Below are 14,339 nucleotides of genomic sequence, written 5' to 3'. Positions count from 1 at the left end.
CAGCCACCGTGCCGGGAGAATGAGATGAAACTGACGAGCAGTGCGGCAGCCATCCTGGAGCTCATCAGGACAGGCGCGAACGAGTCGGCGGAACCGCTGCTGGCGTTGTTCGACGAACTCGATCCGGTACCAGCGACGTTCATGTATGGCCGCTGGCGCGGCGGCCTGCTCACCGCGGATCGCGAGCTGGGCGTACTGCTTACCCGGATGAAGTGGTACGGCCGACATTTCACTGACGCGGAGCACGCCGACCCGCTGTTATGCCGCCGCAGCGACGGCACCCTCTACTCGTTCGCCGGGCTGGGCCTGGCCCGCCTGCGGGAACTGAGCTTCCGCGGCAAGGTCTCCGCGGCGATGATCTACGACGACCAGCCGATGATCGATGTCTTCCGGAAGATCTCCGAGAACGTGGTGCTCGGCGTCACGGACACCAAGGGCCGCCCCACCGACTTCTTCTTCCATCTCACCCGCGACTGACCCACCCGCGACCGACCCACCCGTGACCGACGCGGTAACGACTGAGGGGAACCACCGGGCCCGCACGGCTCGGTGGTTCCCCTCAGCAGGTGACGTCGGCTGCCGGCAGCCGTGGGCTCAGAAGCCCATCCCGCCCATCTGGCCCATGGCGGCCGCGTCGACGGCGGCCGCGTCGGCGGCGGCGTCCTCCGGGGTGATCGCCACGACGACCTCGACGGTGAGGAAAAGGCCCGTGATCGACGCGGCGTTCTGCAGCGCCGAGCGGGTGACCTTGACCGGGTCGATGATGCCGGCGGCGACCATGTCGACGTAGTCGCCGGTGGCCGCGTTCAGGCCGTGGCCGGTCGGGAGGTTGCGCACCTTCTCGACCACGACGCCGCCCTCGAAGCCGCTGTTGAACGCGATCTGCTTGATCGGCGCCTCCAGCCCGAGCCGGACGATGCCCGCCCCGGTCGCCTCGTCGCCGGTGAGCTCGAGCTTCTCGAAGGCGCTGGTGGACGCCTGCAGGAGAGCGACGCCACCGCCGGCGACGATGCCCTCCTCGACCGCGGCCTTCGCGTTCGAGACGGCGTCCTCGATGCGGTGCTTCTTCTCCTTGAGCTCGACCTCGGTGGCCGCGCCGACCTTGATGACCGCGACACCGCCGGCGAGCTTCGCCAGCCGCTCCTGCAGCTTCTCCCGGTCGAAGTCGCGGTCGGCCAGCTCGATCTCGCTGCGGATCTGGTTGACCCGCCCCGCGATCTGGTCCGGGTCGCCGGCTCCGTCCACGATGGTGGTCTCGTCGGCGGTGACGACGACCCGGCGGGCCCGGCCCAGCACGTCCAGCGTGGCGCTCTCCAGCTTCAGCCCGAGGTCCTCGGTGACGACCTGACCGCCGGTGAGGATCGCGATGTCCGCCACCTGGGCCTTGCGGCGCTCGGCGAAGCCCGGCGCCTTCACCGCGACGCTCTTGAAGGTGCCGCGGATCTTGTTCACGACCAGGGTCGCCAGCGCCTCGCCCTCGACGTCGTCGGCGATGATGACCAGCGGCCGGCCGGCCTGTGAGACCTTCTCCAGGATCGGCAGCAGCTCCTTGACCGCCGCGATCCGGGCGCTGGTGAGCAGGATGTACGGGTCGTCGTAGACGGTCTCCATGCGGTCGGTGTCCGTGACGAAGTACGGCGAGATGTAGCCCTTGTCGAAGCGCATGCCCTCGGTGAGCTCGAGCTCCAGGCCGAAGGTGTTGCTCTCCTCGACGGTGATGACGCCTTCCTTGCCGACCTTGTCCATCGCCTCGGCGATCATGGCGCCGATGGCCGGGTCACCGGCGGAGATGGAGGCGGTGGAGGCGATCTGCTCCTTGGTCTCGACGTCCTTCGCCATCCGCCCGAGCTCCTGGGCCACGCACTCGGCGGCGGCCTCGATGCCCTTCTTCAGCGCGAGCGGGTTCGCGCCGGCCGCGACGTTGCGCAGGCCCTCGCGCACCAGCGCCTGCGCCAGGATCGTCGCGGTGGTGGTGCCGTCACCCGCGACGTCGTTGGTCTTCTTCGCGACTTCCTTGACGAGCTCCGCGCCGATCTTCTCGTACGGGTTCTCGAGCTCGATCTCCCGCGCGATACTCACACCGTCGTTCGTGACGGTGGGAACACCGAACTTGTTGTCCAGGACGACGTTGCGCCCCTTGGGGCCGAGCGTGACCTTCACCGCGTCGGCCAGCTGGTTCATCCCGCGCTCCAGGCCGCGCCGCGCCGCCTCGTCAAACGCGATCATCTTCGACATGCGTGGTGAATCCTCCTGGGGCGAAGCCTGCACGGAGGAGTGCCAGGCGCTGGCGGGTGCCTGACGAGAAAAGACGAAGGAGCCCCGGACCGAAGGCCCCCGCCGCGCCACACGTTGGCACTCTCCCTAGCTGAGTGCCAGCAACTGTACAAGTCACGGCGTGGCACTCGGCGTCCCCGAAAATGAGGTGACCACCACGGTGCGCGATCGGACCGATGGGCTCGCGCGGCACGTCGGATCCACTCGCCGGGGCGCGGCCCCCTCCGGCGCGGCTGGCCGGGGGGAAAGGAACGGATGCCGGCGTCCGACCAGCGAGCGGCCCCCTGCGCTGGCTCCGCCATCCAGGCCAGGCACCGGCAGGACAGCACCGAAGTGCCCCCGCCACCTGGGCGCCCGCCCTGCCCTAAGGCGGTGAGAAGCGCACCGGGAGCCGCTCGACACCACCGAGGAGAACCCCCGGCCGCCGGGCAAGTTCCCGGGGGTCGAGGGCGAGCATCAGGCCTGGCCGCTTCTCGAAAAGCGTCCGGATCGCGATCTGGGCCTCCATGCGCGCCAGCGGGGCGCCGAGACAGTAGTGGATCCCGTGGCCGAAGGCCAGATGGCGGCCGCGCGCTCTGCCGATGTCGAAGGCCGCGGGATCCGGGAAGCGGCGCTCGTCCCGGTCGCACGACGCGAGCGCGACGAGGACCAGGCTGCCGCCACCGGGAACGGCGGTTCCACCCAGCTCCACGTCCTCGGTGGTGAACCGCCAGGTCGTGGCCTCCAGCGGTCCGTCGTACCGGAGCACCTCCTCAACGGCGTCGTCGAGGAGAGACCAGTCCGCACGCAGCGCCGCGAGCTGTCCGGGATGCCGGAGCAGCGCGAGGACGGAATTGCCGATCAGGCTCGCCGTGGTCTCGTGACCGGCGGAGACAAGCAGGAAGACGGTCCCCTGGAGCTCGTCCTCGGAGAGGCGGCCCGCATCCGCCGCGCGGACGAGGTCGCCGAGCAGATCCGGCGTCGGCCGGCGGCGGCGTTCCGCCACCAGACGTGCCAGATAGCCGCGCATCTCGCCCACCGCGCAGCGGGTCTCCTCCGAATCGCTGTCGGAGCCCAGAATCACCGCGGACCAGCGGTGCAGATCGGTGCCGTGCTCAGGAGGGACGCCCAGCAGCTCGCAGATGACGGTGATCGGGAGCGGAAAGGCCAGGCTCTCCATGAGATCCGCCTCGCCGCGCATCGGCATTCCGTCGATCAGCTCGTCGGCGATCTCCTGGATCCGTGGCCGCAGCGCACCCAGCCGCCGGGGACCGAAGGCGCCGGAGACCACCCCCCGCAGGCGGCCGTGATCCGGCGGGTCGGAGTTCAGCATGTGCCGCCCCAGCCGCGCCGTCCGTCTGCGGCCGTCCCCCATCTTCGCCTGCCGCAGGTCCGGTGCGGCGGCCGACCAGTCCTTGCGCAGCCGGGGGTCGGTGAGGGCGACGACCGCCTCGGTGTATCGCAGGACGAGCCATGCCTCGACGCCGCCCGCGAGCGTCACCTTCTGGACGGCCCGCTCCGCCCGCAGCGCCGCGTAGAACGGATGCGGGTCGGTCGTGGAACACGGCCCCGGCGAGGCCAGGTCGATGGCTCCGGCTCCGGCCGCGAGACGGCCTGCGTCCCGTTCACCCCCGACGGCGTCCATGGTCATCGGCTCCCGCAGGCGAGCTCGACGATCCGAGCCTGCGTCGAACGCAGCAGCCACTCGGCGCGCTGCGGCTCCATGAGGTCGTCCCGCCAGGTCAGGCGCAGGTGAACGCAGTCGGTGTCGTGGACGACCATCAGCATGAGCGCGGCCGCGAGGCGGCGCACGGGCTCGGTGTGGATGGTCTCGTCCGCGCCGTCCGGGGCCAGACCGCTGGCACCGCGGCCGAGCCCGGTCGGAATGTAGTTGAAGGTCGCTCGGGCGACCGCCGGCGAACCGGCGTCCGGGATGAGGGCGTCGCGAAGCTTGTTGACCCTTCGGCGGTCGACGCGCGCGAACCGCCGGCCCGCCTGGGTCTGCCGCTGGCACGACGCCATGATCTCGGCTGGGCCGTACCCGTCGGCCGGCCGGCGGATCACGATCGGGGCCTTCATGAACATCTTGCTCACCGAGCGGAGATCCGCGTCCGAGTTCCTGTTCGCGTAGAGGTTGAGAACACCGATGGCGGGCGCGTCGAAGAGCTCGCAGAGCGCCATCCCGAAGACGGCCAGGAAGATCGTCGCGGGGCTCGCTCCCAGCACCCGCGACGCCGTGGTGGCGGCCCGGTTGAGGTCCGACGAACTCAACGTGAGCGTGTGGTGGGGCAGGTCCCCCGGGGTGCCTCCCGCCGGCCGCACCGTGGCCGGATCCGCCGGCACAGCGAACTCGGCCAGTTCCGCGAACCGTTCCAGCCAGTACACCAGGGCATTCTCAGCATGCCGCCGGCCTGCCGGGGAACGCTCCCATTCCGTGACGTCGAGCGGTTGCGTCACCGGCCCGGCGGGATCCGGGCGACGAAATGCTCCGCCGGGGGCGGCATTTCCGCCCAGCAGGCGGGTGATGTCGTCCCGAGTCACCACCATGCCCCACATGTCGACGGCGCTGTGGTCGCATATCACAGCCAGCTCACGGACCGACGAGGAGGAGGCAGCGGTCTCCAGGACGACTCGGATCGGCCACTCACGGGACACCTGGAATGGAGTCCGCAGCGCCTCCTGGCATTCCTGGGCCATCTTTCCGGGCCTGGCGGTCCGCACGATGTGCTCGATCGCTCCGATCTCGCGCGGAGGCGGGGCGACCCGCTGCCGGGAGGCCGCCGCTCCGACTGCGTCGAACACGGTGCGCAGCGCCTCGTGACGGCAGACGAACGCACGCACCGCGTCGAGCGCCGACGAGATCGAGGCGCCGTCGGCGGGCACACCGATGATCGTGTTGTACTCGTGGCTGAGGCTCGTCGGGTACTGCGGCTGGGTGAGCAGCCAGTCGATCTGCATACAGTTCAGATCGCCCTCCCGCCAGCTGCCGTCACCAACGGGCATGCCGGACATCCAACGCCCTCCAATCCCTGGCCCTCTGGAATCACGCAGCACTGAAAGGTTCCACCGGCCCGCGGATGGAGCATTGTCCCGAGAAGGCGATGAGTGGCCTCCCGTTCCGATACGGAAATCGCCTGCCATCCACCCGGCCTGACCAGATCCGGCCAGACCACACCGCCACGTCGACCACGAAATTGCCGGCGGATTTCTTACTCGGTTCCACGGAATGGTTGAAAGCCGTGTCAACGGTAGCTCGGCGCACCAACCAGAACCGACCTAATAGCGCCCTGCAATCATTCGATCAAGCCACCCTATTACCATTCTCCGGCGCTTTTCAGGGTGGTAGGGCGGGATGGTTTCACGCCGGGTCACCGCGGCCGGGGCGCGTCCTTCCAGCTCGCCGGCCCGCGGTGACGGCTCACTGCCGAGCAGGCACCGGCCGACCGCCGACACCCAGGTGTTCGCGCAGGGTGGTGCCCTCGTAGTCGGCCCGGAACACGCCGCGCTCCTGCAGCAGCGGGACGACCGTGTCGGCGAACTCGTCCAGGCCGGCTGGGGTGATGTGCGGGGCGAGGATGAACCCGTCCGCCGCCTGCTCCTGCACGAAGCGGTTGATCGTCTCGGCGACCGTCGCCGGGCTGCCGACGAAGGTCTGCCGTGCGGTCACCTCGATGATGACCTCCCGGGTGGTGAGCTTGTGCTGCTCGGCCAGCTCCCGCCACCGCCGGGCGGTGGCCAGCCGGTCGTCGAACATCCGCACGCTGGCCCGCCCCTGGGCGATCGTGTGCTCCCCGGGCAGCGGGTCCTCGGTGGGCAGCGGCCCGTCCGGGTCGTGGCCGCTCAGGTCCCGGTTCCACAGCTGCTCGAGCAACAGGATGGCGGTGGCACCGCTGACCTGCTGGCGGCGGACCTCCGCCGCCCGCTCCCGGGCCTGCGCGTCGGTGTCCCCGAGGACGAACGTCGCCGCCGGGAGCACGAGCAGGTCCTGCGGCGCCCGGCCGTACCGGGCGAGGCGGCGTTTGACGTCCGCGTAGAACGCCCGCCCGGCGTGGAACTCGCCGTGCCGGCTGAAGATGGCGTCCGCGGACGAGGCGGCGAACTCCCGGCCCGCGTCCGAGTCACCCGCCTGGAAGATCACCGGCCGGCCCTGCGGCGAGCGGGGCACGGTGAAACGCCCGCGGATGTCGAAGTGGGCGTCGGTGTGCCTGAACGAGCCCGCGGCGGGATCCCGCAGGAAGACACCCGACTCCTTGTCCGCCAGGATATCGCCGGGCGCCCAGGAGTCGAACAGCTCCAGGGCCGTCCGCAGGAACGTCTCGGCACGTTCGTAGCGCTGTGCCTGGGGCAGGAACCCGCCGCGGCGGAAGTTCTCCCCGGTGAACGCGTCCCAGGACGTCACCACGTTCCACGCGGCTCGGCCGTCCGAGAGATGGTCGAGGCTCGCGAACTGGCGGGCGACCTCGAACGGCTCGTTGAACGTCGAGTTGATCGTGCCGGCCAGCCCCAGCCGGTCGGTCGCCGCGGCCAGGGCGGCCAGCACGGTGAAGGTGTCGGGGCGCCCGACCACGTCGAGGTCGTGGATCCGTCCCCGCTGCTCGCGCAGCCGCAGGCCCTCGGCGAGGAAGAGGAAGTCGAACCGGGCACGCTCCGCGGTGCGCGCGAAGTGGACGAACGACGCGAAGTCGATATGACTGCCCGATCTGGGATCGGACCAGACGGTGGTGTTGTTGACCCCCGGGAAGTGCGCCGCGAGATGGACCTGCCTGGGCTGGCCGCGCGCTGGACCGCTCGGCTGGGCGCTCACGTGGCCCGTCACGTGGCCCGTCACGTGGCCGCCTCCGCGTAGCGGTTGGCCGGCAGGCCCAGGCCCAGCGTCCCGCGCAGCGTGCCGGCGCCGTACTCGGCCCGGAACAGGCCGCGGCGGCGCAGCTCCGGAGCCAGCCCACGGGTGATCGTGACGAGGTCGGTGGGCAGCACCGCCGGGCGCAGCTGGAAACCGTCGATACCGAGGGCGCTCCACTGCTCGATGAGGTCGGCCAGGCCCGCCGGCGAGCCGACGAAGATCCGCGCGTCCGAACGGTAGGGCCGCCCCCGGCCGGAACGCTCGTCGAGGCGCTCCCGGCGCGCCACGGCCTGGCCGGGGGCGTCGTCGAGGAACACCACGAGATCGGCGAACACCCTGACGTCGGCGGCCGGGCGCCCGGCGGCCTGCCAGGCGGCCCGCACCTCGGCGACGATCCGTGCGGCGTCCGCGGCGTCGCGCGGGGTCACATGGACGAGGTCGGCCGACCGGGCGGCGAACCGGTACGGCAGGTCCGCATGCGCCAGCGCGGTGACCAGCGGCTGCCCCTGCGGCGGTCGCGGGACGATCGACGGGCCGCGCACGCTGAACCAGCGGCCGGCGAAGTCGATGTAGTGCAGCTTCTCCCGGTCGATGAACCGGCCGGTGGCCACGTCGCGGATCTCCGCGTCGTCCTCCCAGCTGTCCCACAGCCGGCGCACCACCTCCACGTAGTCGCCGGCCTCGTCGAACAGGTCGGCGACGAACTCCGCCGGCCACGCCCCCGGGGAAGCCGGCGGGGCGGGGACGTCACGCCGGCCGAAATGGGCGGCGTCGGCCGGTGACCCGGCGACCCGTACCCGAACCCCGGCCCGCCCGGAGCTGACATGGTCGAGGGTGGCGATGGCCTTCGAGAGGTGGAACGGCTCGGTGTGGGTGACCACCGCCGTCGGCACGATGCCGATCCCGCGGGTGCGCGGGGCGACCCGCGCCGCGACGAGAACCGCGTCGAGCCGGCCCCGCACCTCGTCGACGCGCTCGTCCGGCCCGTCGAACCGGGACGACTGCAGCGCGAGGGTGTCCTCGATCGTCACGAAGTCGAGCCGGCCGTGCTCGGCCTCCTGGACGAGGTCCGTCCAGTAGCGGCCGGAGAACAGCTCCCCCGGCCGGGCCTCGGCCTCACGCCAGGCCGCGGGATGCCATCCGCAGCCGTCCAGCGCCACGGCCAGGCCCAGCCCGCGCCCGCCGGGTACCGGCTCCCGCTGTTCCACCAGCTGTTCGGTCGGCTGTTCGGTCGGCTGTTCGGTCGGCTCCGCCTCCGGACGCGGCGTCGTCCCAGGCGCGGTCACTGGTTGTTCCAGGCGTCGGCGAGCAGCTGGTAGGAGCGCACCCGGTCGGCGTGGGAGTGGGTGATGGTGGTGATGAGCAGCTCGTCGGCTCCGGTGACGTCCCGCAGCACCTGCAGGCCGCGCACCACGGTCTGCGGCGAGCCGACGAACTGGGTGTCCGTGCGGTCCGCGATCAGCGCACGCTGCTCGTCACTCAGGGCCGCCGCGGCCTGCGCCGCCTCCGGTGGGCTCGGGTACGGGATCGCTCCCCCGCCCGCCCGGATGCTCGCCACCCACGGCCCGTAGCCGCTGGCGAGGTGCCGTGCGGTCTCGTCGTCGGGGGCCACGACGACATCCGCGGAGACCATCACCCGGGGCCGCGTGAGCACGCCCGGGCGGAACGACGCCCGGTACGCGTCGATCGTGTCGAGCACCCCCGCCGGGGTGATGTGGTAGTTCGCCGCCAGCGGCAGCCCGAGCTCCCCCGCCGTCCGGGCGCTCTCGCCCGCGGTCGACGCCAGGATCCAGATCTGGGCGTCCGCCCCCTGCGCGGCGGGCGCGGACAGTTCGGTGCCGTCCTCGGCCCGCAGCGTTCCGGCGAACAGCGCCTGGATGTCGCGGACGAGCCCGGCGTAGTCGTCGTCGGGATCGTCCCGGAAGCCGACGAGCCGAAGCAGCCGGCCGAGCCGCTGCAGGTCGAAGCTGAGCGCCGGCTGCGCCGGGACCAGCAGGCCGCCGACCACCCGCGAGGACGACGCCGACGACGACGCCCGTGCCGGTTCCGGTGCGGGTGCCACGGCTGCAACGGGTGCCGGGGATGCGGGGGGTGCGGGTGCCTGCCCAGCCCGCTCGAGCAGTCGCCCGACGCTGGACCGGCCGAGACCGAGGTCGATCCGGTCGGGGTGCAGGTGGGCGAGCGTGCCGAACTCCTCGGCGATGACGACCGCGGTGTGGTGACCGGTCTGCACCGCTCCCGAGCCGACCCTGATCCGTTCCGTCGCGGAGGCCACCAGCCCGATCAGCACCGCCGGCGCGGCGGAGGCGACCCCCGGGGTCAGATGGTGCTCGGCGAGCCAGTACCGGCTGTAGCCGAAGCTCTCGGCCCGGCGGGCCAGGTCGATCGTGTTGCGCAGCGCGTCGGCCGCGGACGACCCGGCCGTGACCGGCGCAAGGTCCAGCACGGAAAGTGGAACAGCTCCAGGTGAGGACAACGGGCCACCGCCCCTTCGATCACCACGAATGACAAGGCATGCAACGCCACTTTGTTCATCTGATTAGTGAAGATTAGGAGCGTAGCGCCGGCTCGTCCAGTGGAACCGCGCATCGCGTTCGGGCGGGCTCCCTCCGAACGCCTGTCAGTCCAGGCAGAACTCGTTGCCTTCGGGATCCGCCATCACGATGAAGCCGTTCTCCATCGGAGGTGCCGGCTCGTGGCGACGCACCCGCGTCGCACCCAGCACAACCAACCGATCACACTCGGCCTCCAGCGCCGCCATCCGCTCCTCGCCCGACAGCCCGGGAGCGGCCCGGACGTCGAGGTGCACACGGTTCTTGGCGACCTTGTCCTCCGGCACCCGCTGGAAGAACAGCCGCGGGCCGTGCCCGGCCGGGTCCTCGATGGCCGACCGGGAGTTGCGCTGCTCCGGAGGTACGCCGATCCGCGCGAGGAACTCGTCCCACGCGGCCAGCGGATCCGCGCCCGCCGGCAGGTCGGCCCCCGGCGGGCCCGGGTGCACGTAGCCCAGCACCTCGCGCCAGAAGATCGACAACGCCCGCGGATCGTGCGCGTCGAACGTGACCTGGACGTGACGGCTCATCAGCTCGCTCCGTTCGCGGTGGTGGCTTCTCGGCGCTGACCCCCCGGATCATAGAGATTCCGATCTCGGCCGCGGATCCGCCCGGATGCGCGGCCGTTTCCGTCGAGCTGGTGCGGAATGGGCCGGGCCCGCGATTTATCGGTACCGGGGCGGGCAGCGAACTGGTGCGGCGAAGACGGTGAGGGCACAGGCTCTCCCGCTGCGGAATGCTTCCAGCGCCGCGATGTCCGGCGTGCTGCCGTGATGTCGGGCGCGCCGCCGTGATGCCTGGCGCGCGGAGCCTGAGACGACCCGGCCGGAGCATCGTCCAGTCAGTCTTTCGGGAGGTTTCATGCTGGTACGTGAGATTGCGCTTGTGCCTTACGACCCGGACGGCGAGAGCGGGGAGAACGTCGAGTTCGACAACCTGAGGCATCACCAGGTGATGGAGGTCACGGCGGCGCTGCAGAAGCAGGTGACGCGCGACTTCGCCCCGATCTGGGGTGTTTCGGCAACCGTAGACGCCTTCGCCAAGCTCTCCGATGTCCCACTGGGCTACTGGCCGGTGCTGCTGGTGGAGGACGTACGCGGGGCCGCCGGCGTTCACCTTGACGAGGACGGCCAGCCGTTCTCACTGGTCGAGGTCGGCAGCAGTTGGTCGCTGACCGCCAGCCACGAGGTGCTGGAGATGCTCGCGGACCCCTTCGGGAACCGCCTCGTCGCGGGCCAGTCGCCGGTGGCCAGCCAGGGCCGGGTCCAGTTCCTGGTCGAGATCGCTGATCCGTCCGAGGACATTCGGTGGTCCTACACCGTGAACGACATCGTGGTGTCGGACTTCTACACGCCGAGATACTTCGACCCGGTCGCGGCCAGCGGCGTCCAGTACAGCTTCACCGGCGCGATCACCGAGCCGCGCCAGGTACGCGAGGGCGGCTATCTGAGCTGGCACAACCCCGAGGACGACCACTGGTACCAGCACACGTTCTTCGGCCCGAAGCTGGAGCTCCGAGATCTCGGGAAGTTCACCCGGGACGGCCGGAGCATCCGCGAGGCGATCGACGCCAACACCCGCCGCGAGTACGCCGAGATCCAGCGCCAGTCGAATCTCGATGCCGGCACACCGAGGCTGCAGGAAGCGGTCACGACCAAACAGTCCAGCGACCAGATCTCGGCGAAGCGCGCGAAGTTCCTCGACGAGTACATCAGCCGGAAGCTGATGGAGCGGTAACGAGCAGGGAAGAAATGGCAACGGACGACGAAGCGAAAGCTGACAAGGGCGACCGCCGTGCGGGCGAGCAACGCGCACGGCGGTTGGCGGGCCAGGTCAACCGGCTCCTGTCGGGCGAGGCGTGTTCCTCGCCCGACGAGGCGGACCCCGGCGCGCGTACCCCTCGGGAGCTCACCGATCAGGCGGCGAGCGACGCCGCTGGGGCGCGCGACGCCGCTGGTGAGTGGCGCGACAAGCCTGACCAGCGGTCAGGGCCGGCCGCCGGCCGAGGGGGGAACAGAGCCGGTGGGGATGGTCGTGGTCGCGGCGACCATGACGACCGACTGGGCAGCCGGGACCAGTAGGCGGGGTGTGCCGGTGCCGTCCGCCGGGACGGTCCAGGTGTCGGCCAGCGCCGGACCCGTGCCGCCCGCCGCCACCGCGTAGCTCACATGGTCGCCGTCGAGCCAGGCCACCTGGTCGTCGACGTCGCGGGTCTCGGCGAGCGGGTGGTCCACCCCGGTCGAGAGATCGAGAACGTGCAGGCGCCACGTCGCCGGGTCGAACCCGTGGCGGTTCCGGGACTTGTAGGCGACGCGGGTGCCGTCCGGGGACAGCGACGGACATTCCACCCCATCCCGCAGGATCTCCGCCCGGCGGCCGCGGACATGGCCGCGAATCAGGTAGTAGTGGTCTGCGGTGCCCATCGTCGCGTAGAACGTGTCCGAATCGGCGGCGAAGGTGACGCCCCAGAAGTTCCCGTCGGCGGCGTGGAACCGGTGCCCGTCCCGGTACACGGCGAACTGCTCCAGGTCGGCGACGACGCGGCCGCGGCTCAGGTCGACGAGCACGGTCCTGGTGGAGTAGCTGTCGGTGTTGTAGGCGTCGCCGGCCACGAAGGTGGTGGCCGCGCCGAGCCGTCCGTCCGGGGCGACCCGGGCCCGGCTGGGCAGCCCCTCGGCGGGCAGCCGGGACAGCGCGGCCAGGTTCTCGTCGAAGACCGTGATGCCGCCCTGTGTGTGCACGCGGTCGTAGGTCAGGCAGATGCCGCGGCCCGCCCGTTCGTCCACCCGGTCGCAGACCAGTGCGGCCGGTGCCCGCGGACCGGCGGGCCGGCTCGGGTCGACCGCTTCGAGCCGGCCGAAGTCCGGCCCTTCGGCCGCGTCGAGGACGAGCAGGTGCCGCCCGGACAGCAACGCCGCCGTCAGCGGAACGGTCGGGGTGTCGCGATGCCCGCCGGCCCGCGCGGATCGGCTCACCGCCGTCCGTGCCGCGGCGCCCTCCAGCCGGGCTGCCCGCACCGTCACGCCCACCGCAGCGGTCAGGCAGACCAGCACGACGACGGAGAAGATCACAATCCGGCCACGGACAGGTCGGCGTCGCGATCCGGTCGACGTGGCAGATCCGGTCGATATGGCAGCGGTGACGGCGGTGCCCGCGGTGACGGCAAGGCCCGCGGTGACAACAGTGACAGCGGGGGCCGCAGTGATCTCACGGACGACGGGGGCGGCCGGGCCGACGACGGGGGTGGCCGGGCCGGCGTCGAGGAGCGCGCTACCGGAAAGGAACGGGCGCAGCAGCATCGCCGCGAACAGCGCGCTCACCAGCGTCGCCAGCAGCCCGGCGGTGACGGCGCCGGCCGGCCCGGATCGGGTCCAGACCGCGCCGAAACCGATCGTGGCGACCGCGCGCCCGACGGCCAGCACCAGGCCGACCAGGGCGAGCCCGGTGGTACGGGCCGGGCCGGGGACGAGCCGGCTGGCCAGCGAGGCCAGCACCCCGTCGGTGGCGGCGAAGTACAACCCGAGAAGCACAGGCAGGGCGAGCACCGGCAGCGGGCCGCCGTGCTGGCCAGCCAGCACGGCGAAGCAGCCGGCGAGCACCGCCTGACCGCCGAGCAGAACCCGGCCGGCGCCGACCCGGTCGGCGAGCCGCCCGAACGGCACGGCGAACCCGAGAAAGCACACCGACTCGACGACGAACAGGGAGGGGAACAACCCCGACGACAGGCCCGCCTCGTGCCGCAGGGTCAGGAACAGCATCGAGTCGCCGACGGCGGGCAGGCTCAGCAGCAGGGTCGCCGCCAGCAACCGGCGCAGCGGTCGTTGCGCCCACAGCACCGTCACCGGAGTCCACCATCGGCGCGGCGGCGACGCGGGTGCCGGGACCGAGGCGGCTGCGCGCCCGTCCTGGGCCGGGACGAGCCCCGCCTCCGGGATCGACCCCGGAGGCGGGAACAGGATCGGAACCGGCGGCGGGGGCGGGGGGTTTTCGACGAAGAGGGCGAGCACGGCCAACCCGATGATGGCGATCAGGAAACCCGCCGCGAACACCGTCGGATAAGAGCCGGGTGCGGCCTGCAGCAGCACCAGGGCCAGCAGTGGGCCGGCCAGCGCGCCCCCGGTGTCCATGGCCCGGTGCAGACCGAACGCCTCGGCGAGCCGCCCTGGCGGCGCGGACAGGGAGATGATCGCGTCCCGGGGCCCGGTCCGGATGCCCTTGCCGACCCGGTCGGCGCCCAGCAAGGTCAGTACCGGTAGCCAGCCGGGTGCGGCCAGCAGCCCGAGTCGGGACGCGGCCGACAGCGCGTATCCGCCACCGGCGGTCTCCCGGTAGCGCCGCCACCGGTCGGCGAACAGCGCCCCGACCAGCGCGGTGGCCGCGGCGACGATCTGCAGCAGCCCGTCGGTGGCGCCGAACCGCAGGGCACTGAATCCGAGCCGCATGGTCAGGTACAGCGGCAGCACGGACGCGACCATCTCGCTCGCGATGTCCGTGATCAGGCTGGTCAGGCCGAGGAAGAGCACGTTGGGCGCGGCGATCAGCAGGGCGGTGGCCGACCGTGTGGACGGGGTGTTCCCGGCGGTGCGCCGACGCCGCCCAGGTGGCGTGAGCCGACGCCGTCCAGATGGCGTGCGCCGGTCGCCCTCGCCGCCGGGTAGCGGTGGCCGGCCTGCCACGTACACGACGGCCCC

General features: G+C 71.6%; 10 protein-coding genes. 2 read left to right on the top strand and 8 right to left on the bottom strand.

Features of this window, described 5'->3' with window-relative positions:
* Window positions 1–24: 24 nt before the first annotated feature.
* Window positions 25–477 carry a DUF4334 domain-containing protein gene (locus ACG83_RS38670; RefSeq protein ID WP_054571224.1) on the top strand — a complete coding sequence of 151 codons (453 nt, stop codon included), beginning with the start codon at window positions 25–27 and terminating at the stop codon, window positions 475–477.
* Between the two features lie 117 nt (window positions 478–594).
* Here the strand turns inward: ACG83_RS38670 and groL are convergent, their stop codons facing one another.
* The 7 genes from groL to ACG83_RS38635 all read right to left on the bottom strand — a co-directional run bounded on the left by groL (window position 595) and on the right by ACG83_RS38635 (window position 10,178).
* A complete protein-coding gene (groL, locus tag ACG83_RS38665; RefSeq protein WP_054571223.1) occupies window positions 595–2,235 on the bottom strand; it encodes a chaperonin GroEL in 1,641 nt (546 codons plus the stop codon).
* Window positions 2,236–2,638: 403 nt separating this feature from the next.
* The gene (locus ACG83_RS38660; protein WP_200931453.1) at window positions 2,639–3,904 is read right to left on the bottom strand and encodes a cytochrome P450; all 1,266 of its coding nucleotides are present in this window, start codon (window positions 3,902–3,904) and stop codon (window positions 2,639–2,641) included.
* On the bottom strand, window positions 3,901–5,256 hold the full coding sequence (locus ACG83_RS38655; protein ID WP_054571221.1) for a condensation domain-containing protein: 1,356 nt from the start codon (window positions 5,254–5,256) through the stop codon (window positions 3,901–3,903). Before ACG83_RS38655 ends, ACG83_RS38660 begins: the two co-directional genes overlap by 4 nt.
* A 415-nt stretch (window positions 5,257–5,671) precedes the next feature.
* On the bottom strand, window positions 5,672–7,069 hold the full coding sequence (locus ACG83_RS38650) for an NtaA/DmoA family FMN-dependent monooxygenase (protein WP_241840358.1): 1,398 nt from the start codon (window positions 7,067–7,069) through the stop codon (window positions 5,672–5,674).
* A gap of 8 nt (window positions 7,070–7,077) precedes the next feature.
* Window positions 7,078–8,304, bottom strand: a complete 1,227-nt coding sequence (locus tag ACG83_RS38645) for an LLM class flavin-dependent oxidoreductase (RefSeq protein WP_369812950.1) — start codon at window positions 8,302–8,304, stop codon at window positions 7,078–7,080.
* Between the two features lie 74 nt (window positions 8,305–8,378).
* The gene (locus ACG83_RS38640) at window positions 8,379–9,542 is read right to left on the bottom strand and encodes an LLM class flavin-dependent oxidoreductase (RefSeq protein WP_054571220.1); all 1,164 of its coding nucleotides are present in this window, start codon (window positions 9,540–9,542) and stop codon (window positions 8,379–8,381) included.
* 174 nt (window positions 9,543–9,716) lie between these two features.
* Window positions 9,717–10,178: a VOC family protein gene (locus ACG83_RS38635; protein ID WP_054571219.1), complete on the bottom strand. Its 462-nt coding sequence runs from the start codon at window positions 10,176–10,178 to the stop codon at window positions 9,717–9,719.
* Window positions 10,179–10,509: 331 nt separating this feature from the next.
* Here ACG83_RS38635 and ACG83_RS38630 point away from each other — a divergent pair, with 331 nt between their 5' ends.
* Complete coding sequence (locus ACG83_RS38630; protein ID WP_054571218.1) at window positions 10,510–11,385, top strand: hypothetical protein; 876 nt, start codon at window positions 10,510–10,512, stop codon at window positions 11,383–11,385.
* 248 nt (window positions 11,386–11,633) lie between these two features.
* Here ACG83_RS38630 and ACG83_RS38625 read toward each other — a convergent pair whose 3' ends face one another.
* Entirely contained in the window at window positions 11,634–14,330 is a 2,697-nt protein-coding gene (locus ACG83_RS38625; RefSeq protein ID WP_054571217.1) for an MFS transporter, read from the bottom strand.
* Window positions 14,331–14,339: the final 9 nt, after the last annotated feature.

Origin of the sequence: Frankia sp. R43 (genome assembly GCF_001306465.1) — a bacterium.
GTDB classification, from domain to species: domain Bacteria; phylum Actinomycetota; class Actinomycetes; order Frankiales; family Frankiaceae; genus Parafrankia; species Parafrankia irregularis.
This window is presented reverse-complemented; position numbering and strand designations above follow the sequence as displayed.